Annotated in this window: 17 protein-coding genes and 1 tRNA gene; 10 read left to right on the plus strand and 8 right to left on the minus strand. The window is 59.5% G+C overall.

Annotated elements, in window-relative coordinates; all coding sequences use genetic code 11:
* Positions 1–47: 47 nt before the first annotated feature.
* Complete coding sequence (locus HMPREF2847_RS05970) at positions 48–542, minus strand: Fur family transcriptional regulator (RefSeq protein ID WP_070851820.1); 495 nt, start codon at positions 540–542, stop codon at positions 48–50.
* Positions 543–732: 190 nt separating this feature from the next.
* Between HMPREF2847_RS05970 and HMPREF2847_RS05975 the strand changes: the two genes are divergently transcribed.
* The 3 genes from HMPREF2847_RS05975 to HMPREF2847_RS05985 are packed head-to-tail and all read left to right on the plus strand — an operon-like array spanning position 733 to position 3,091.
* Complete coding sequence (locus HMPREF2847_RS05975) at positions 733–2,118, plus strand: glycine--tRNA ligase (protein ID WP_048732689.1); 1,386 nt, start codon at positions 733–735, stop codon at positions 2,116–2,118.
* Positions 2,118–2,687 carry a hypothetical protein gene (locus HMPREF2847_RS05980; RefSeq protein WP_048732687.1) on the plus strand — a complete coding sequence of 190 codons (570 nt, stop codon included), beginning with the start codon at positions 2,118–2,120 and terminating at the stop codon, positions 2,685–2,687. Before HMPREF2847_RS05975 ends, HMPREF2847_RS05980 begins: the two co-directional genes overlap by 1 nt.
* Positions 2,675–3,091 (plus strand): hypothetical protein, encoded by a 417-nt coding sequence (locus tag HMPREF2847_RS05985; RefSeq protein WP_048732685.1) that lies wholly within the window; start codon positions 2,675–2,677, stop codon positions 3,089–3,091. The genes HMPREF2847_RS05980 and HMPREF2847_RS05985 overlap by 13 nt, the downstream gene beginning before the upstream one ends.
* An 8-nt stretch (positions 3,092–3,099) precedes the next feature.
* Here HMPREF2847_RS05985 and HMPREF2847_RS05990 read toward each other — a convergent pair whose 3' ends face one another.
* On the minus strand, positions 3,100–5,133 hold the full coding sequence (locus HMPREF2847_RS05990) for a TPM domain-containing protein (protein WP_222866743.1): 2,034 nt from the start codon (positions 5,131–5,133) through the stop codon (positions 3,100–3,102).
* 28 nt (positions 5,134–5,161) lie between these two features.
* Here HMPREF2847_RS05990 and HMPREF2847_RS05995 point away from each other — a divergent pair, with 28 nt between their 5' ends.
* Positions 5,162–6,454, plus strand: a complete 1,293-nt coding sequence (locus tag HMPREF2847_RS05995) for a deoxyguanosinetriphosphate triphosphohydrolase (protein WP_070851822.1) — start codon at positions 5,162–5,164, stop codon at positions 6,452–6,454.
* Between the two features lie 4 nt (positions 6,455–6,458).
* Here the strand turns inward: HMPREF2847_RS05995 and HMPREF2847_RS06000 are convergent, their stop codons facing one another.
* A complete protein-coding gene (locus HMPREF2847_RS06000) occupies positions 6,459–6,977 on the minus strand; it encodes a guanyl-specific ribonuclease (protein WP_070851823.1) in 519 nt (172 codons plus the stop codon).
* 120 nt (positions 6,978–7,097) lie between these two features.
* On the opposite strand from HMPREF2847_RS06000, the gene dnaG reads away from it, so the two are divergent.
* The gene (dnaG, locus tag HMPREF2847_RS06005) at positions 7,098–9,029 is read left to right on the plus strand and encodes a DNA primase (protein WP_083327335.1); all 1,932 of its coding nucleotides are present in this window, start codon (positions 7,098–7,100) and stop codon (positions 9,027–9,029) included.
* A 49-nt stretch (positions 9,030–9,078) separates the two neighbouring features.
* Here dnaG and HMPREF2847_RS06010 read toward each other — a convergent pair whose 3' ends face one another.
* Together HMPREF2847_RS06010 and HMPREF2847_RS06015 are read right to left on the minus strand one after the other, a co-directional pair.
* Positions 9,079–9,711 carry an MBL fold metallo-hydrolase gene (locus HMPREF2847_RS06010; protein WP_016423101.1) on the minus strand — a complete coding sequence of 211 codons (633 nt, stop codon included), beginning with the start codon at positions 9,709–9,711 and terminating at the stop codon, positions 9,079–9,081.
* Entirely contained in the window at positions 9,708–10,874 is a 1,167-nt protein-coding gene (locus HMPREF2847_RS06015; protein ID WP_370523064.1) for an S-(hydroxymethyl)mycothiol dehydrogenase, read from the minus strand. Before HMPREF2847_RS06015 ends, HMPREF2847_RS06010 begins: the two co-directional genes overlap by 4 nt.
* A 302-nt stretch (positions 10,875–11,176) precedes the next feature.
* Here HMPREF2847_RS06015 and HMPREF2847_RS06020 point away from each other — a divergent pair.
* Both HMPREF2847_RS06020 and HMPREF2847_RS06025 read left to right on the plus strand, forming a co-directional pair.
* Positions 11,177–11,248, plus strand: a tRNA-Asn gene (locus HMPREF2847_RS06020).
* A gap of 501 nt (positions 11,249–11,749) precedes the next feature.
* Complete coding sequence (locus HMPREF2847_RS06025; protein WP_070851824.1) at positions 11,750–12,187, plus strand: hypothetical protein; 438 nt, start codon at positions 11,750–11,752, stop codon at positions 12,185–12,187.
* 184 nt (positions 12,188–12,371) lie between these two features.
* Here the strand turns inward: HMPREF2847_RS06025 and HMPREF2847_RS06030 are convergent, their stop codons facing one another.
* The 3 genes from HMPREF2847_RS06030 to HMPREF2847_RS06040 form a co-directional block, all read right to left on the minus strand.
* Complete coding sequence (locus tag HMPREF2847_RS06030; protein ID WP_070851825.1) at positions 12,372–13,892, minus strand: acetaldehyde dehydrogenase ExaC; 1,521 nt, start codon at positions 13,890–13,892, stop codon at positions 12,372–12,374.
* Positions 13,893–14,013: 121 nt separating this feature from the next.
* Positions 14,014–14,739, minus strand: a complete 726-nt coding sequence (locus HMPREF2847_RS06035) for a LuxR C-terminal-related transcriptional regulator (RefSeq protein ID WP_038626003.1) — start codon at positions 14,737–14,739, stop codon at positions 14,014–14,016.
* A complete protein-coding gene (locus HMPREF2847_RS06040; RefSeq protein WP_083327332.1) occupies positions 14,739–15,530 on the minus strand; it encodes a sensor histidine kinase in 792 nt (263 codons plus the stop codon). The genes HMPREF2847_RS06035 and HMPREF2847_RS06040 overlap by 1 nt, the downstream gene beginning before the upstream one ends.
* Positions 15,531–15,656: 126 nt before the next feature.
* On the opposite strand from HMPREF2847_RS06040, the gene HMPREF2847_RS06045 reads away from it, so the two are divergent.
* The 3 genes from HMPREF2847_RS06045 to HMPREF2847_RS06055 all read left to right on the plus strand — a co-directional run bounded on the left by HMPREF2847_RS06045 (position 15,657) and on the right by HMPREF2847_RS06055 (position 19,262).
* Complete coding sequence (locus HMPREF2847_RS06045; RefSeq protein ID WP_083229223.1) at positions 15,657–16,373, plus strand: ABC transporter ATP-binding protein; 717 nt, start codon at positions 15,657–15,659, stop codon at positions 16,371–16,373.
* Entirely contained in the window at positions 16,370–17,806 is a 1,437-nt protein-coding gene (locus HMPREF2847_RS06050; RefSeq protein ID WP_070851826.1) for an FtsX-like permease family protein, read from the plus strand. The genes HMPREF2847_RS06045 and HMPREF2847_RS06050 overlap by 4 nt, the downstream gene beginning before the upstream one ends.
* Before the next feature lie 181 nt (positions 17,807–17,987).
* Positions 17,988–19,262, plus strand: a complete 1,275-nt coding sequence (locus HMPREF2847_RS06055; RefSeq protein ID WP_070834025.1) for a PhoH family protein — start codon at positions 17,988–17,990, stop codon at positions 19,260–19,262.

Below are 19,262 nucleotides of genomic sequence, written 5' to 3' on the forward strand. Positions count from 1 at the left end.
CCCATTATCGGGGACACTCACAAGGTAACGGGGGGAGGGAGCCCGGGCTACTTCTTCTGGCAGTCCCTGCACAGGCCGAAGACCTCAGCAGTGTGCCCGGTCAGATTAAAACCGTGCTCCTCCGCAAGGCTGTGAGCCCACTGCTCGACAGGGCCGCCGGCGACTTCAACGGTGCTGCCGCAATCGGTGCAGACCAGGTGATGATGGTGGTGGTCACCGCACAGCCGGTAGAGAGCCTCTCCGGAGGCATTGTGCAGAACATCGACAATGTCCATTTCTGCAAGGGACTGGAGCGTCCGATAGACCGTCGTCAAGCCGACCTTGTCCCCACGTTCCGTCAGTGACTTATGAATGTCAGCAGCGGAGCGAAAATTAGGAGCTTCACTCATAATCGACACGACGGCGCGGCGTTGGCGAGTACTGCGCTGGCCGATGCGCGTTGCGGCCGGCCGCGCGGAGGCGTGCGCCCCGGGGCTAGCGGAGGAGCCCGTACCACGTGGGTTTTCGCCAGAACTAACTTCGTGCATATCTTCGCCAACCATGTAAACGACACTACCCGGTATCGGTTGGGCAAGATGCGCTAGAGTATAGGGGAACTTTTAACTGGCCTCTCGGGGTCAGTACATTTTGCTTTTCATTACGTCGTTCGCCGCACGGAACGGGCCGAATCGAGTGTCCGGAAAAGGCGTGTGGTGTGCGATGCGAAGCCATTTATAAGGAGTGGTCTAGACCGTGGCACCTAAGTCAGTTGTCGATACCGTCGCCAACCTGTGTAAGCGCAGGGGATTCGTTTACCCGTGTGGTGAAATTTACGGCGGTACCCGCTCGGCATGGGATTACGGTCCCCTGGGTGTGGAGCTGAAGGAAAACATCAAGCGCCAGTGGTGGAAGACCTTCGTCACCGGTCGTAAGGATGTCGTCGGCCTGGATTCCTCCATTATCCTGCCGCGCCAGGTCTGGGAAGCTTCCGGCCACGTCGCTACCTTCACTGACCCGCTGGTGGAGTCCCTGCACACCCACAAGCGCTACCGCGCTGACCACCTGCTGGAGGCCTACGAGGCCAAGCACGGCCACCCGCCGGCCAATGGTCTGGCAGACGTTCCGGACCCGGAGACCGGACAGCCGGGCAATTGGACCGAGCCGCAGATGTTCTCCGGTCTGATGAAGACCTTCCTCGGCCCGGTCGACAATGAGCAGGGCCTGCACTACATGCGCCCGGAGACCGCTCAGGGTATCTTCGTCAACTTCAAGAACGTTATGACCACGGCTCGTATGAAGCCACCGTTCGGTATCGGCCAGACCGGTAAGGCATTCCGCAACGAGATCACCCCGGGTAACTTCATCTTCCGTACCCGCGAGTTCGAGCAGATGGAGATCGAGTACTTCGTCGCACCTGACCAAGCTGAAGAGAAGTTCGACGAGTGGGTCGACGCCTGCTGGAACTGGTTTATTGACCTGGGCGTTAACCCGGAGAACATGCGTCAGTTCGACGTTCCGAAGGACGAGCGCGCGCACTACTCTGCACGCACGATTGACTTCGAATACCGCTTCCACTTCCAGGGCAACGAGTGGGGCGAGCTGATGGGTGTCGCCAACCGTACGGACTACGACCTCGGCTGCCACATCGAGCACTCCAAGGAAGATCTGCGCTACCACGACCAGGTCACCGGCGAAAAGTACGTCCCGTACGTCATCGAGCCGTCCTTCGGCCTGACCCGCGCCCTGATGGCCTTCCTGTGCGATGCCTACACCGAGGAAGAGGTGCCGAACGCAAAGGGCGGCACCGACACCCGTACCGTGCTGAAGCTCGACCCGCGTCTGTCGCCGGTTAAGGTTGCTGTTCTGCCGCTGTCGAAGAAGGACACCCTGACTCCGACTGCTGAGGCTGTCGCGGACAAGCTGCGCCAGCACTGGGCCGTCGATTACGACACCTCCGGTGCTATCGGCCGTCGTTACCGTCGCCAGGATGAGATTGGTACTCCGTTCTGTGTCACCGTTGACTTCGATACTCTCGAAGACAACGCTGTGACCGTCCGTGACCGCGACACCATGGAGCAGGAGCGCGTCAAGATTGACGAGCTGGAGAGCTACCTCGCAGCGCGCCTGGTGGGCTGCTAATGGCCGAAGAAGTTTTTTGGGAATCCTATAGTCTCGGCGACGGCTCCCGGGAAAAATCCGAGCAGACCTGGCCGATTCTGAAGGAAAGCACCGAAATAGGCACGTACAGCCGTGATGAGCAGGGCGATCGCCTCAACACCCCGGAAGGGGAGTGGGTTATTGACGCCTCTGCTAATCACCGTGTTTCCGCCACGCTTCCCGACGGTCGCGTGTTCTCGACCGTTGCTGCTGACCGTGACAAGATTTCGCGAGCCAAGCAGCTTTCAGTGACCTTTGGGCCGGATCGCCCCGAAGGCAAGCTGGTGTGTGAGGGATCGACGAACTACGTCATCGAGAATGCAAAGACCGGCGAGAAGTGGGGCCAGTTCACCGGTGCGTCCCGTGGCGTGCGCCACGCAGAGGTGCAGTTCGACACCGACGAAGGCCGTGCGCTGCCGGAAGAGGAGAAAATCTTCCTGGTCTACAGTGCTCGTCGAGTGCTGGAGTCCCGCATGGTTTCCTCAACCTGGATTCTCACTGTCTGCTTGCTCTTGCTGATTGCCTATATGATTTGGGTGTGGATCGTGTAGCAACTATTGCAGACGGCGTCGTTTACGACGAGAACAAGAAGACCCTGTCCGACGGTTGGAGCTGTCAGGACGGGGTCTTTAGTGCTTTTTGGATCACCTCACCACAAGGGCGTGGTTGGCAGGTGAAAGCCCGCTTTTTTAGCACGAACGCGCTAGTAATGACGAATTCGGACGAGGGGGAGTCTTTCGTCCTAAACAGAGAAGGACGGGGAATTCGCACGGTCTTCGACATCGAGCGTCCAGGCTATGAGCTCGCCCGAATCGTCAGAGAGGACAGCCTAGGCCGAGGGGTATTTGGTGTCTATGCCCAGAAGGGAGACTTCCGGGGGAGTTTCGAAGACTGGCTGATTGCCGCCGCACTGGCGACGTGGTCTGTGGATGGACCACGCCAGATGCGAATTTAGGCGGGAATCTAGAAGCCCATTGTGCTGCCGGAGCCGCCTGGTCGGCTCGAACCTCCGCCGAAGCCGCCGAAGCCGCCGATGCTGCCACCAAAGCCGCTGTTGTTGCTGAGCATGCTGCCCAGCACCATGCCGGCGACCATCGAACCGTTGCTGCCGCCACCGCGGCGCTGATCCTGGTAGCGGCGGATGTCACGGCGAGCTAAGTCAGCGGCCTCAGCGGCGAGCTTGCGCGCACGACGTGCGTAGGCCAACGCCTTTCGCGGATCGCCGTTGGCCAAGCCCTGAGCAGAGCCGTAAGCACGCTGTGCCTCCGCGAGGCGAGTGCGAGCCTCAGCGCCAACCACACGGCGGCGGGTAGCAATCAAGTCAGCTGCGGCGCGAATGTGATTGTCGGCATCCTGCATGCTGTGCTGCAAAGTGGCGGTAGCGCGGGCGAACGACGCGGCCTTGTCTCGAGCGGAGTCCAGGGCTTCGTCGAGCAGCTCATCGGCATCGGTCAGTGCGGTCCAGGAACTCAGTGGATCCGCTTCGGACTTATTGGTTGCCACGCCGAGTGCTTCACGGCCTGCTTCGATGGCTGCATTGAGACGCTCGCGGTTGATGTTGGCGCCGTGCGGTGCCGACATCAGGTGCGAGGCCTCATCGATTTCACCGCGGACCTCGGCGATAAGGGAAGCCAGTCCAGCGACTGCAGCGTGAATATCGCTATCGGCGTGTTCAATGGCCTCCAGAAGACTCTCTGCCTGTGTGAGCGCAAAGTCGGTGGCCGACAGTGCATCAATCAGACCACCTTGCTCACCGGCGGGCAGGTCAGCTATGCGGCGGGCCTCAGTCATTGACTGGTCAGCCTGATTCAGGTGCTCCGTGGCCATGTCGATATTGTCGGTCACAGAGCTGAGCATCTGCTCTTCGTAACGTGCGCGCAGACCGTCGAGAATTTCGCCGGCACGCGGCATACGTGAGCGCAGCTCGACACTTCGCTGAGTGAGCTTCGAAATGGTCGCTTCAGCATTCATCAACTCCTGGCGGAGTTTCTGGAAGTTTGCGGCCTCGCCGTCGAGCTGGTCATCCGCTACACCACAGGTGGAGATAATCTCCAGCAGGACACTGCGGCGCTCGATTTCGTCGGCTACGGAGCCGTCGTCAAGCTGTTGGCGAAGTGCAAACGCGCGCTCGAGCGTGGACTGAGAGTGCTTCAGTGCGTTGTCGAAGCTGCGGATGCGTTCGGTGCCGAACTCAGCACGAGCGAGGTCGAGTTCGGTGCTGGCTTTGCGGATGGACTCATCGGTACTGACAATCTCATCGCGCGCGAGAACATCGAGCGAGCTGGTGCTCAGCGAGTCCAGCGAAGAGACATCCCTGGGGTCGATGTTGCGGCCACGAGCAATCTCTTCCTCGTCGCGCTTCTTCTTATTGCGACGGCCCACGGCCCAGGTGGTGCCACCGACAACGGCGGCACCACCGAGGCCGGCGCCGAGTGCCCACCCACCGGCGGAGCCGCTGCCACCGCCTGCCTCGGCGATGGCAGCTTCGCCCGCAGCCGCCCAGTTGTCGTCCTCTAACAACTGCCCTTGAGCTGCGCTGTTAACGGCTTCTGCGTTGCGGGGGAAGGAGTCGCCGACGAACGCGCCTAGGTTGCGGTCTTCCACGGCGACGACCAGGACACCGCGGTTGTCAGCAGCGCCGAGGTGCTCCCAGGCCTGCTGCGCCCATTGCTCGCCCTGAATGCCGTCGAAGCTCTTGATGTAAAACACCGAGAACAGGAGCCGCTTGTCGGTCTTGAGCTGCTGAATCTGCTCCTTTAAGCGAGCCTCTTCGCCGCCGCTCAGCACACCTGCGAGATCGTCCACGTCACCTGACACATCCGCCGGTGCCTCGGCGTGCGCCAGGGATGCTGACGGTGCGAGTGCCAGCAGCGATGCAGGTGCATGAACCGGCGATTGTGTCGGCAGTGCAGTTGTGATGAGCGGCATGCTCAGGCCGAGGAAAACACCCGATGCGGCAAGGTAAAGGGGGCGAAACACGCGATTCCTGTCAGACATATCTACAAGGATACGTAACAATAATTACGTGGCCGGTAAATTTTCGTATTCATCTTTTGAACTCGCTCGTATCGTCGAGGAGTCTCCGAAGCAGTCATTGCTGCCCGGGGTGCAGTCCTTGGAATCCCACCGGGCGGCGTTTGCACGAGATCGCGCCCGCGTCCTGCACTCCGCAGCGCTGCGCAGGCTGGCTGACAAAACTCAGGTTGTGGGGCCAGGGGAGGGCGATACTCCGCGCACACGCCTGACTCACTCGCTGGAGGTCGCACAGATTTCCCGCGGAATCGCCAGCGAACTCGGTGCAGATGAGGATCTCGCAGAGTTGGCCGGCCTGACGCATGACATCGGGCATCCGCCGTATGGCCACAACGGTGAGCGCGCCCTCAACGAGATTGCTGCTGGTTGCGGCGGGTTCGAGGGCAACGCGCAGACGCTGCGTATTCTTACTCGCCTCGAGCCGAAGGTACTCGATGGCACAGGTGAGCCCTGTGGACTCAATCTCACGCGGGCGGCGCTCGATGCGGCCTGTAAATACCCTTGGACACCAATCGGTCCCGATGGTCAGCTCCGCCACAAGTACGGGGCCTACCAGGAAGATGCCGCGATTCTGCAGTGGATTCGACAGGGCGTTCCGCACGGCAAGCAGTGTCTTGAGGCGCAGATTATGGACTGGTCTGACGATGTCGCCTATTCCGTCCACGATGTCGAGGATGGCATCGTATCTGGCCGCGTTAACCTGGGCGTTTTGTGGGACACGGTGGAACTGGCCGCGCTCGCTGACAAGGGCGCTGCCGCATTTGGTGGCGATCCAGCGGAGCTCGTCGAAGCTGCCGGGCGTCTTGCCAGCTTGCCGGTGGTATCAGCTGCGGCGTCCTATGATGGTTCGCTGCGCTCGCTGGTCGCGCTGAAACGGATGACCTCGGAGCTGGTTGGCCGTTTTGTCACGGCTTCCGTCGCGGGTACGCGTGCTGCCTCCGGGTCGACGCTTCCGCTCGGGCGTTACGACGCGGACCTCGCCGTGCCCAGCTCGATTCTGGCGGAGGTCACCATGCTGAAGACCATCGCCGTGTTGTATGTGATGGATCTTCCGCGTCATATTCGCCGTCAGGAGCGTGAGCGCGATCGTCTTTTCCGGGTGGCCGAGTATCTGCAGGAGGGCGCTCCGGGAACGCTTGTTCCGATGTTCCAGTGGCTCTATTCCCGGGCGGAGAGTGACCAAGCGCGGCTGCGGGTTATCGTTGATCAGCTAGCGTCGATGACGGAGTCGCGTGTAGAGCGGCTTGATCGCCAGATTGCCGGTGTGGCCGCGGCGTGGGGGTAGTTGTCTAGTCCTCCGCGTCTGGAATTTCGCAGAAGCTCTCGTAGTGGTCGTCGGTGTAGTACCAGACATCCGGGTCATTTTCGGAACCGCCGCCGACAACAATGCGACGTGCACCGCGGCTGGAATTGCCCGGGGTGGTCACGGTGTATTCGCGGTAGTAGTCACCGCGCTCCTTCGGCAGGCGTCCCTCGTAGTTGCCGAAGTGCTTGCCGTCGTGCTGCGAATAGATGTGGTCCTGGTCGGTCAGGATGCGGTCGATAACATCGTCGGCCTCCTGCGGCAGAGTATCTACTGCGCAGGTGGCACCCTTGGCACCAGCCTTGTTGCTGCCCGAATTAGTGCCAGGCTTCGGACTCGATTTCGAGCTGGGCGCAGCGGAAGTCTGCGATTCGGAATTCTGCGACCCCTGTGAGTCCTCGGATGCCTCAGAGTTTTGATCTCCGCCATCGAGCCCGAGATAGCTACCAGCTAACACCAGGGCGGCAGCGCCTACGCCGCTCGCAATCTTCTTCCACTCAGCCATGGCTAGTATCTTTCCATATCTGTTGCTACCGGCACGTTTTTGGGTTGGGCGCGGGCGGCTCGTCGTTAAGCGAAACCTTTACGGCGGAGTCAATTGGACGGGTTGGGTAAGGTTATTTTCATGGCTAGGGGAAGAATTCCGGACTCCGATATCGCGGCGATCCGCGAGCGGACTCCGATTGAGGAGATCGTTGCGGAATACGTGAACCTCAAACCGGCTGGCGCGGATTCTTTGAAAGGGCTTTCGCCTTTTAAAGACGAGCGCACGCCGTCGTTCCACGTACGCCCCAATCATGGCTACTACCACTGCTTTTCCACTGGCAAGGGCGGTGATGTATTCAGCTTCCTCATGGAGATGGAACACCTGTCTTTCCCGGAGGCTGTCGAAGCCTGTGCGGAGAAAATTGGCTTCCACATTAACTATGAGGGCGGTGGCACGGGTCGTCGCGAGGAACCGGGAACCCGCCAGCGTCTCATCGCCGCAAACCGCGAGGCACAGAAGTTCTACCGCGAACAGTTCACCACGCCCGCAGCAGCGCCTGCGCGCGAGTTTCTGGAAAACCGTGGCTTCACTGCCGAGCACGCGGCACAGTTTGGCTGTGGCTACTCGCCGGCCGGCTGGGACACTCTAACCAAGCACCTGCAGCGCCTGGGCTTTAGTTTCGAGGAGCTGGATAAGGCGGGTCTTTCCAAGATGGGGCGCATGGGGCCGATTGATCGTTTCCACCGTCGTCTCATGTGGCCGATTCGCAATATGTCGGGCGATGTCATCGGCTTTGGTGCCCGCAAGCTTTTCGACGATGACAACCTGGGCAAGTACATGAACACGCCCGAGACCATGCTGTACAAGAAGTCCAAGGTGCTCTTCGGCCTGGATCTGGCCAAGAAGGACATTGCTGCTGGCCACCAGGCCGTGATCGTTGAGGGCTACACCGACGTCATGGCCATGCACGCCTCAGGTGTGACCACGGCCGTCGCGTCCTGTGGTACCGCTTTTGGCGAGGAACACCTCCAGCTGCTGCGCCGTCTCATGCTCGACGATAACTTCTTCCGCGGCGAACTCATCTACACCTTCGACGGCGACGAGGCAGGGCAGAAGGCCGCCATGCGCGCCTTCGAGGGCGAGCAGAACTTCACCGGCCAGTCCTACGTCGCGGTCGCGCCGGACGGCATGGATCCGTGCGATCTGCGCCAGAAGAAGGGCGAGGCCGCAGTGCGCGACCTCGTCGCTTCACGACGACCATTGATCGAATTCGTCCTCCGCACACTTCTGGCCGACTACGACCTGACCACCGCTAATGGCAGGGTCTCCGGGCTGCGCCGCGTGGTGCCTGTCCTGGCCCAGCTCAAGGACGCGGCGCTGCGCGATGAGTATGCCCGCGAAGTTGCCGGCTGGATCGGCTGGAATGATGAGGCCGAGCTGGTACAGCGCGTCCGCGAGGAGGCCAGTCGGCCACAGAGCGAAAAACGCACTCCCTACCAGCGTCGCCAAGAAGAGGCCCGTGCCCGCGAAGAGGCGGAGGAAGCGCGGCGCCGGCGCAACCCGGCACTGCCGTATCCAAATCCGCGGGACCCTGTGCTCTATGCGCAACGTGAGGCCCTTAAGCTGGCAATTCAAGAGCCCGCCACCACCGGCCCGGTATTCGATGCGCTCGCACCCGAGACCTTTGGGCATCCGACCTACCGAGCGGTATTCGACGCCATCATGGCTGCAGGTGGTGCCTGCGGGGAAGCGGCCACACAGCCACATAGTTGGGCGACCGCAATTATGGATCAGGCGCGGGAGGACGTCGTCAAGCATCTCGTGACTGAGCTGGGAGTGGAGCAAATCGCTGTCGATGCGGAGACGCTGCGCCCGTATGCGCAGGCGATTCTGGCGCGACTGCAGGAAGTGTGGGTCGGTGACCAGATTGCACAGCTGAAAGCGATGCTCTCGCGAATGCGCCCCTCAGACGACGAAACCGCCTACAACTCGCTGTTCGCGGACCTGCTCGCGATGGAACAGTACCGCCGCGAACTGCAAGCAGAGGCGGTCAAGGTTGTATTTGAGTAGCTAGTGGTTAGCAGTCTCTAGGCGCCAGCTACCCGTCAGCAGCTAGCGACTAGTAGCCGCGGCGAATCCACTCTTCCAAGTGTGGAGCCTCGCGACCAATCGTCGTGTGATCGCCATGACCCGTGCGGACAGTCGTTTCCGCAGGCAGAGTCAGCAGGTTGTCGCGGATGGAGTTAATAATCGTGTCGAAATCCGAGTAGGATCGACCGGTCGCTCCAGGACCGCCGGAAAACAGCGTGTCACCCGAGAACAGCTCCGCGGCCTCCGGCACGTACAGGCAGCACGAGCCAGGGGAGTGGCCCGGAGTGTTAATAATGACAACCTCCGTGCCCGCAATCTCCAGGCGCTGACCGTGTGCGAGGTCCTCGTGCGCCAGGTTCGGCCAGGACTGCTCCCACAGCATCTGGTCGCCCGGGTGGACCAGCAGGGGAGCGTCGAGCTTTTCCTGCAGCTCAGGGGCCACAGTGATGTGGTCGTTGTGTGCGTGGGTGCATACGATGGCCTTTACCTTGCGGCCATCCACTGCATCAATAATCGGCTGCGCCTCATGCGCCGCATCGATGACAATGACCTCACGGTCATCGCCGAGCACCCATACGTTGTTGTCTACGTCCCACGTGCCACCGTCGAGCGAGAACGTGCCCGACGTGAGAACGTGGTCGACCCTCAAATCCTTGTTCACAGCGTCACCACCGATCGCAGTACCTTACCGGCCTTCATAGTGTCGAAGGCCTCATCAACATCCTCAATGCCAATGCGCTCCGTTACGAAGCCCTCCAACGGCAGGCGGTTTTGCAACGACAGATCTACCAGCATCGGGAAGTCCCGCTCCGGCAGGCAGTCGCCGTACCAGGACGACTTCAGCGCACCACCGCGGCTAAACACATCCGCCAGCGGGATGTCCAGCTCCATCGTCGGCGCCGGAACGCCGACCAGCACAACACGTCCAGCCAGGTCACGGGCGTAGAACGCCTGCTTGTAGGTTTCCGGACGGCCGACCGCATCAATCACGACGTCAGCACCGAAACCGTCGGTCAGCTCACGCACTCGCTTAACGACGGGATCCTCTTCCCCGGTGCCCTTATCGCTCTTAGCCAGCTCCGCAGAGTTAATGGTCTCGGTCGCGCCGAATTCGCGGGCGGTGTCGAGCTTCTCGTCCGAGATATCGATGGCAATAATCGTGCTAGCGCCAGCGAGCTTGGCACCGGCGATAGCGGCGGTACCGACGCCACCGCAGCCGATGACGGCTACTGATTCACCGCGCTTAACCTCGCCGGTGTTGATGGCTGCACCGATGCCAGCCATGACACCGCAGCCCAGTAGACCCGCAACGGCCGGGTCGGCTGCCGAATTGACCTTGGTGCACTGGCCCTCGTGGACGAGGGTGGCATCCGCAAAAGCGCCGATTCCAAGTGCTGGGGTGAGGACGGTGCCGTCGGCAAGCGTCATGGGCTTGGAGGCGTTGAAAGTGCTAAAGCAGTACTGTGGCTCACCACGCTTACAGGCGCGGCACTCGCCACAGACAGCGCGCCAATTGAGGACGACGAAATCGCCAACGGCAACATGCGTGACCTCTTCGCCAATCTCGGAGACCACGCCTGCGGCCTCGTGGCCGAGGAAGAACGGGTACTCGTCGGTGATATCGCCGTCGCGGTAAGCCAGGTCTGTATGGCAGACGCCGCAGGCCTGGATGTCGACAATGACATCGTTCGGGCCCGGGGGCGGGATGTGGATATCAGTAAGTTCTACAGGTGCGCCTTTTTCGCGTGCGATAACGCCGCGAACAACGCGTGCGGTTTGCTCGGTGTTTTCGGTTCCGTTGGCTTGTTCAGACATAAGCCCCATCGTATGAACGCGGTATGAAAAGTGCATGATGGAAAGCGTTTTCAGTACTGCTGGGGGCTTCGTTGGGCTGTGTGAGATTGCGTGGATTGCACGGATTGCACGGATTGCACGGATTGTGTGGATTGCACGGATTGTGTGGTTTCAAGAACTCACAACAATGTCATGGCCGATGGGTATGAGATGCCTAAATTAATCTTTGACCTGGCGATTTGTGAGTTTCAAGGGGTCTGGGTAAAGTATCTATCCGTCGCAAGGAACGGCGTGGCCGAAATATGGTTTAGCTGGTTCTTGGCGGTGAGTATTCCTCCATAGCTCAATGGCAGAGCATTCGACTGTTAATCGAAGGGTTGCTGGTTCGAGTCCAGCTGGAGGAGCAATTAGGCCAGGTCAGAGAGCTTTTCTCTGGCCTGGTTTTTTATTCGCAGTGTTAATCCACTAAAACAATCATTAAATATTCGGGCCAAAGGACAAAATTCGTGTCTTTCCCGGGTTAAGTGACAAAAAGTGTGTCCGCTCGGTGTGTCGCCGGGTGGGGGTTAAGTAGCAAAAAGTGTGTCTGGTCGGCGTTTCGCCGGTGGGCGCCTTTTTCCGTTTAGCCCCAATGCGAGTTACTGACCACGTTTATGACCGGTGGCGTTGGGCCGATCCGAGTTACTGACTGTGTTTATGTCAAAAATGGCCCGGAAAATTGCCTGAAAGTGTCATAAGCTCGCACAGTTTCACATTTGCAGCCCGTAAATTTTCGGGTTGTCAGTTTTGCTACTTAGCCCACTCTATTCTCGGAGGGTTTTGCGCCTGTGAGCGTAACTCGATTCTCCGTTGGAGGGGAGAGAGACTCAGTCACGCTGCAGGTCTCCTCACGTAACCTGGGACGCATGAGGCTCGACAATATAACCCGCCCCTTGCTGGCGTCCTTTTTCGCCGCGGTCGCGTGGAGTGTTTTGGGTGGGCTAATCTTGCCGGAGCCCAATCTCGCCTACGACGAAGGAATTGCGTCGTGGATCGTGTCCATGCTGGTCTCAGTAGTGCTGGTCGGAGCAATAGCTGTTTTTGCCGGTGATGGTTTGTCGGCCCGGGGGATGACCAGCGCGCGGAGCATTGTCGCAGCAGCTACCGGCGCAGGAATTGCTGCGCTTGGCGATTTGGCATTCCTATTTCTCACCACGCCGCCCGACGGGCAGGACGGCCTAGCCGTCGCCTATGTCGTGTTCTTTTACATCCCGCTACTATTTATCGGCGGATGGGCCGCCAGTGCCGCGATTAAACGGGTGTGTAGGTGGCGCCGGAAAGTGAAGAAAGAAAGAGAGACCTAGCTGGCGGCCGTGAGCTAGGCCTCTAAATTTGGAGTCGCCAGCGCCTGGTGCGTCCGGTTAAGGCCGACCATTGCAACCTGCCAGGCGCGGAGGGCGTTTTTGGGGCGGGGCGGAGGCAATTGTCGACACCTTCATCGGACGCGAATCGGAATCGAAAGATTGCCCAGCCCCGAGGGGCGGATTCTTAGAACAGGCCAGTCGGGTTCTCGTCGTAAGAGACGAGCATGCACTTGGTCTCCTGGTAGTGCTCGAGCATCATCAAGTGATTCTCGCGGCCGATACCGGACTGCTTGTAACCGCCGAAGGCTGCGTGAGCAGGGTAGCTGTGGTAGTTATTCACCCACACGCGGCCAGCCTGGATGCCGCGGGCAGCGCGGTAGGCGTTATTCTGGTTGCGGCTCCACACGCCGGCGCCAAGACCGTAGATAGTGTCGTTGGCAATCTCGAGAGCCTCATCCAGAGTCTTGAAGGTTGTCACGGCCAGGACCGGGCCGAAAATCTCCTCGCGGAAGAAACGCATCGAGTTGTTGCCCCTAAAGATTGTCGGCTCGACGTAGTAGCCTCCCTCCAGCCCTTCGAGCTTGGCGACGTTGCCGCCGGTGAGAACCTCCGCGCCCTCCTTCGGCCCGGACTCCAAGTAGCCGGAGATTTTGTCCAGCTGCTCCTGGGAGGCCTGGGCGCCCATCTGTACCGACGTATCCAGCGGGTTGCCGGTCTTAATCTGCTTAACACGCTCGACCGCGAGCTTTAGGAACTCATCAGCGATGTCTTCGTGGACCAGGGCTCGCGACGGGCAGGTGCAGACCTCGCCCTGGTTCAGCGCGAACATGGCCAGGCCCTCGATGCACTTCTCGCGGAACGCATCGTCGGCGTCCATGACGTCGGGGAAGAAGATGGACGGGGACTTGCCGCCGAGCTCCAGCGTGATCGGAATAATCTTGTCGGACACTGCCTTGTTGATTAGCTGGCCCACGGCAGTCGATCCGGTGAACGCAATTTTGGAGATCCGGTCGCTTGCGGTCAGCGCAGCACCGGCCTCGGTGCCGAGGCCGTTGACGATGTTGAGGACGCCGTCCGGAAGCAAATCGGCGATAATCTCGGTGAGCATGAGAATCGACGCGGGGGTCTGCTCTGCTGGCTTGAGCACGATGCAGTTGCCGGCGGCGAGGGCCGGGGCGATCTTCCATGCGGCCATCAGGAGGGGGAAGTTCCACGGGATAATCTGGCCGACGACGCCGAGTGGCTCGTGGAAGTGGTAGGCGACCGTGTTGTCGTCAATCGGCGAGATGCGCCCCTCCTGCGTGCGGGTGGCCCCGGCGAAGTAGCGGAAGTGGTCGATTGCGAGCGGGATGTCAGCGGCGAGGGTCTCGCGGATGGCCTTGCCGTTCTCCCAGGTCTCGGCGACAGCAATCTTCTCAAGGTTTTCCTCTATACGATCAGCGATGCGGTGGAGGATCAGTGCCCGCTCGGCCGCAGGAACCGAGGCCCAGGAGTCCTTCGCTTTGTGTGCGGCGTCGAGGGCGAGCTCAATGTCTTTCTCGTTAGACCGCGGAACCCGGCAGAAAACCTCGCCCGTAACCGGGGTGGAGTTGTCCATGTATTGCCCGTCTACTGGAGGTGTCCACTTACCGCCGATGAAATTCTCGTACTGCTCCTTGTACGTGAAGATTGCATCGGGGGTGCCGGGGTTGGCGTAAACAGTCATGTAGACACGTCCTTTCGATGAGAAAACAACAAACGTATGAGTCAACTTTAAATTGTGACTCGTGCCACAATCAACACTTATTTTTTCATCGCCTTTGCGGGAGAAGCGATTGCTGCCGACCCTAAATCTGCCCCGACGTCGCCGTGAGGAACTCCAAAATTGCTCGAACGCGGCGGTTTTCCTCGCCGGGCTCCAGATGCAGCTTCATAAAGATGTTGGACACGTGTTTCGCCACTGCCGCCCCGGAAAGCACGAGGTCATCGGCAATCTGCTTATTGGACTTGCCTCGTGCCATCAGCTCGAGCACTTCGCGTTCGCGCGCCGTTAAACTGGCTAGCCCCGATTTGCCGGACTGCATCAATGCCGTCGCCACATCAGGGTCAATCACCACGCCACCACCTGCGACGACCTCGAGCGAACCCAAGAAGTCCAGCACCTGGCCAACGCGGTCTTTGAGCAGATACCCGGTCCCGCCACTCGAGCTGCTGCCACTCGAGCCGACCCCAGTACCAACTCCAGCACTACCTCCAGCACCTCCCGGTGAGAACAACTCACGCGCATACGCCGGCGCCACATACTGCGACAACACCATCACATTCAGCTGCGGATAACGCTCGCGCAGTTCCACCGCGGCCCGCAGGCCGTCGTCACTCATCTTCGGTGGCATGCGCACATCGGTAATCACCAGATCTGGCAGCTCTCCCGTGTCATCAAACCGGTCATCGATGTCCGCCACCAGGCCGTGGGCAGTGTCGACCATCGCAATCACTTCATGTCCGCGCTTTTCGACGAGCCCCGCGACTCCTTCCCGCAGGAGTGCCGAGTCATCCGCAATGACAATTTTCATTATTTCGCCGCACCTTTCTTCTCCACGCTTTCCATATCCATGCCTTCTATTTCTCCAATGCCCGATTCCCAGCGGTTCAACATCAAGGGAATTCTGGCTATTACCTGCGTTGGCCCGCCTTCGGGAGAGTGCATGGTCATCGCACCGTCAAAAGTGACCAGGCGCTCTTTCATGCCCCGCAATCCGCGCCCCAATTTTGCCCCACCTGGGCCTTGGTCCGTAATTGAAATATTCAGTGTTTGATCTGAGGTGAGCAGCACAGAAACAGGGGCATTCGGTGCATATTTTGCTGCATTTGTCAGCACTTCTGCACAGAAAAAATATGCCGCGGCAAGCACACTTTCCTCCAATTCCGGCAGGGAATAGGGCGTGTGCACAACAACGTGAGGGCCATACCCTTCAGCAATTTCCTCAACAGCCGCTTGCAGACCGCGATCGCGCAACACCTGCGGGTGAATTCCGTGGACTGTTCGCCGCAAGGCCCGCAGGCCATCCTCCAAATGGCCGCGCGTTTCCGACAGGAGCTGCATTAGTTCCTCATTGCCAGTATTGGAGGCCTCTAATTCCGCAAGTCCTAATTTCATTGAAGCCGCAACAATGTATTGCTGAGCTCCGTCGTGGAGGTCATTTTCAATGCGGCGACGTTCAATCTCAAAGGCTTCGGCAATTGTTCGTCGTGAAGCGGTAAGTTCGGCGATGCGGGCGGCGGCGGATTCCTCGTAGCTGCGTTTATGCGCTTTTTCGCGGCGGTTCGCGCCGATATATTTGCGGAAATAATCCTTCAGCTCCATAGTTTCCCATGGTACGAAAGCTCTGTGTGCGGAGGAATTAATTTCCGGCATGGTAGACCTAGCACTACCGCAAAAGGAAAGTGGGCACGGTGTTGAAATCGCCTCCGTGCGAGTGAAATGAGTGTCATGACAGAGAACAACAGCCCAAGAAACGCACGACTTTGTATTCGTGACATCACTAAGTCCTACAATTCCGCTCCCGTTCTCACCGGCATTTCGCTGACCATTGAGCCCGGCGAAACCGTTGCAGTCATGGGACCGTCAGGTTCTGGTAAGTCCACGCTGCTGCACTGCATGTCCGGCGTGTTGCTGCCGGATGACGGCGACGTCATTTTCGGTGATACCAAGATCAATTCGCTTTCCGACGCCGACCGCTCCGCCCTCCGCCTACACGACTTCGGCTTCGTTTTCCAGGATGGCCAGCTCCTGCCCGAGCTGACGGCACGGGAAAACGTTGCTCTGCCAATGATTCTGCAGGGCAAGAAGCGCTCAACGTCACTCGCGCTTGCCGACGATGTCCTCAGCCGTCTGGGCCTAAAAGACCTCACGCGCCGTCGCCCAGGACAAATGTCCGGCGGTCAAGCGCAACGTGTGGCAATTGCCCGCGCGATGGCGGGTGAGCCAGGTGTCATCTTTGCTGATGAGCCGACTGGCGCGTTGGACCAGTCCACAGGTCATGAGGTCATGCAGCAACTGATTGCGTTGGTGGAGCAGACCGGCACGACGTTGGTGATGGTTACTCACGATGTGAAGGTGGCCGACTGGTGTCGTCGACGTGTGGAGATCCGCGATGGCCTGATTCACGACGACCGCCTGCTGGCAGGAGCGGAGGTTACAAAGTGAGCACCGTAACTGAAGCACCAAAACCCCAGAGAATCCCTACCGGCGCACTAGCGGACCTGAGCACGCGGCTGCAGCGCGCCGGGCGTGAATCCCATTCGGGAAACGGCTGGCTATCCGCATTGTCCGTGGTGGCGATGACCGTGAGTACCTGGTTGGCGTTGGTCGTCGTCGGTGGCACGACCATGTTTTACCGCCGTTGGCAGGCTGAGCCAAAGCTGCCGCCGAACCCAACGCCCGAGGATTACATGAATCAAGGTCAGGGCGAGATGTACCTGCAGCTGGCACTGGTGGCCTGCGTTTTTGTGATTCCGGCAATGGTTTCGCTGGTGGCACAGTCGGCGGTGCTTGGCGCTGCAGGGCGGGAGCAGCGATTGGCAACTCTGCGCTTGATTGGTCTGTCTAACGGGGCAGTTACACGCATGGTTATTATCGAAACCCTCGTATTGGCAGCTGTTGGGCTTGTGGTGGGCACGTTCTTGTCGGTTGCCACCGCGCCATTCTGGGCGATGATCAAGTTCGATAATGACTACCTGGATACCTGGGACATGTTGCTGCCTTGGTGGGGCTACCCGCTGGTCTGGGTTGCCGTGGTGCTTCTCGCGCTCTTTGCTGCTGTGGTTGGTTTGCGAAGGGTGATGATTTCGCCACTTGGCGTTAGCCGTAAAGAAGTGCCCAAGTCGATGAAGGCATGGCGCATGATTGTGGCCGTTGTTATCGGTGCGGTTGTCCTGTACGTGGTTGCCAACTCCAATGTCGCGGGTGGGACCGTTACGGCCACGCTTGGTGTCGCAGCGATGATGTACCTGATGGTTTGGGCAATTGGCCTAGTGGCGCCTTTCTTTATCCAGCTTGTTGCCCGCATCTCCAGCTTCTTCGGTACTTCAAGTGATTTTGTGGCGACGCGACGAGTAGCGACTAACGCTAAGGAATCGTGGCGTCGAGTAAGTTCCATGGCCTTCCTGTCCCTGCTGCTTGGCTACACAATGATGGTGCCTGGCGAAGACAAGATTGAAGAAGTTGCGGATGTTACATTCGCGCACGATATTGCAACCGGTGTGACTATCACCTTCGTAATCGGCTTCATTCTGCTACTAGTATCGACGGTGCTGACGCAGGCCTCAGCCGTCTATGAAGAGGCCTCGCTGACAAAGGCATTGGACTTCATCGGTACGCCAATCACCTTCCATCGCACGGTCACTTTCAAGCAGACATTCTTCCCCATGCTTGCGACCAGCATCTTCGGCTTTGCCATGGGGGCACTGTTGGGAGCCGTCATGTTCGGTTCGGGCGCGTATGAAGTTACCTTTAGCCAACGCTCACTTGTTGTTGCGCTGGCGTACCTGTTGGGAGTTCTAGCAGTTGGTGCTGTGACCTTGGCTGTCGATCCACTGCGCCGAAAGCTGCTGGGGCGCCAGATTCGCCACAACGACTAGTCGACATTGCAACGACTGGTTGCCCTTAAAAGGGCAGTGGAGTGGCCGTGCAGTGGTGCTCGGCCAGTTCCTTAGGGTTCAACTTGAGGATTAGAGCCTGTAACCAACTGTGGTTCATCTGATAACCAAGCATTCATCTCACAACCACGTAATTTCTACCTCTGACTTTTAGCCTGAGGGCATGCGTACCTACGTGCTTGATACCTCGGTCCTGTTGTCCGATCCCCACGCCACCAAGAAGTTCGACGAGCACCAAGTTGTGCTTCCGCTGGTCGTGGTGAGTGAGTTGGAGGCCAAGCGCCACCACCCAGAGCTGGGGTGGTTCGCCCGAGAAGCGCTCCGTTTCCTCGAAGAGCTGCGTTACCGCTACGGCCACCTGGACCGGCCTGTGCCCGCCAATGATCTTGGCGGGTTTATGCATATTGAGCTCAATCACTCCGATCCTTCCATCCTCCCCGCTGGCTTCCGCACCGCCGAAAACGATCACCGTATTCTCGCTTGCGCCCTTAACCTTCAGCACGATGGCCATGATGTCGTGCTGGTCACCAAGGACATTCCGCTTCGCGTTAAGGCTGGTGCGGTGGGATTGCCTGCCGACGATTACCGCGCCCAGGACGTTGTACTGACTGGGTACTCGGGAATGGTGGAAGTGGATGTCGACCCGGAGGAAATTGATCGTCTCTTCGCCAATGGCTTTCTGGAGCTCGAGCAGGTTCAGGAGCAGCCGCTACACTGCGGCGTGCAGCTCAGCGCCGGTAGCCAGTCTGCGCTGGCACGGGTGAGCGCCCCGGGCGTCGTCAAGCTGGTGCGGGGTGATACCGAGGCGTTTGGGCTGAAGGGGCGGTCGGCGGAGCAGCGCGTTGCGCTCGACCTGCTGTTGGATGACTCGGTGGGGATTGTGTCCCTCGGCGGCCGAGCCGGCACAGGTAAGTCGGCGCTTGCGCTGTGCGCGGGTCTGGAGTCGGTGCTGGAGCGCGGACTGCATCGCCGAATCGTGGTGTTTCGTCCGCTCTACGCGGTCGGTGGCCAGAACCTTGGTTACCTGCCCGGTAGTGAGGACGAAAAGATGAACCCGTGGGCGCAGGCTGTCTACGACACGCTGGAGGGGCTGGTCTCGGAGAACGTCATGGATGAGATTGCCTCGCGCGACATGCTAGAGGTACTGCCGTTGACTCACATTCGCGGTCGTAGCCTGCATGACAGCTTCGTGATTGTCGATGAGGCACAGTCGCTGGAGCGCAACGTACTGCTGACGGTGCTGTCGCGTCTTGGTAGCAATTCCCGGGTCATCCTTACGCACGATGTGGCGCAGCGTGACAACCTGCGCGTCGGCCGCCATGACGGTGTACAGGCGGTGATTGAAAAACTCAAGGGTAATGAGCTTTTTGCACACATCACGCTGAAGCGCTCGGAGCGCTCGAAGATTGCCGAGCTGGTCACCAGCATGCTGGATTAG

Source organism: Corynebacterium sp. HMSC074C03 (assembly GCF_001838285.1).
Taxonomy (GTDB): Bacteria; Actinomycetota; Actinomycetes; order Mycobacteriales; family Mycobacteriaceae; genus Corynebacterium; species Corynebacterium amycolatum.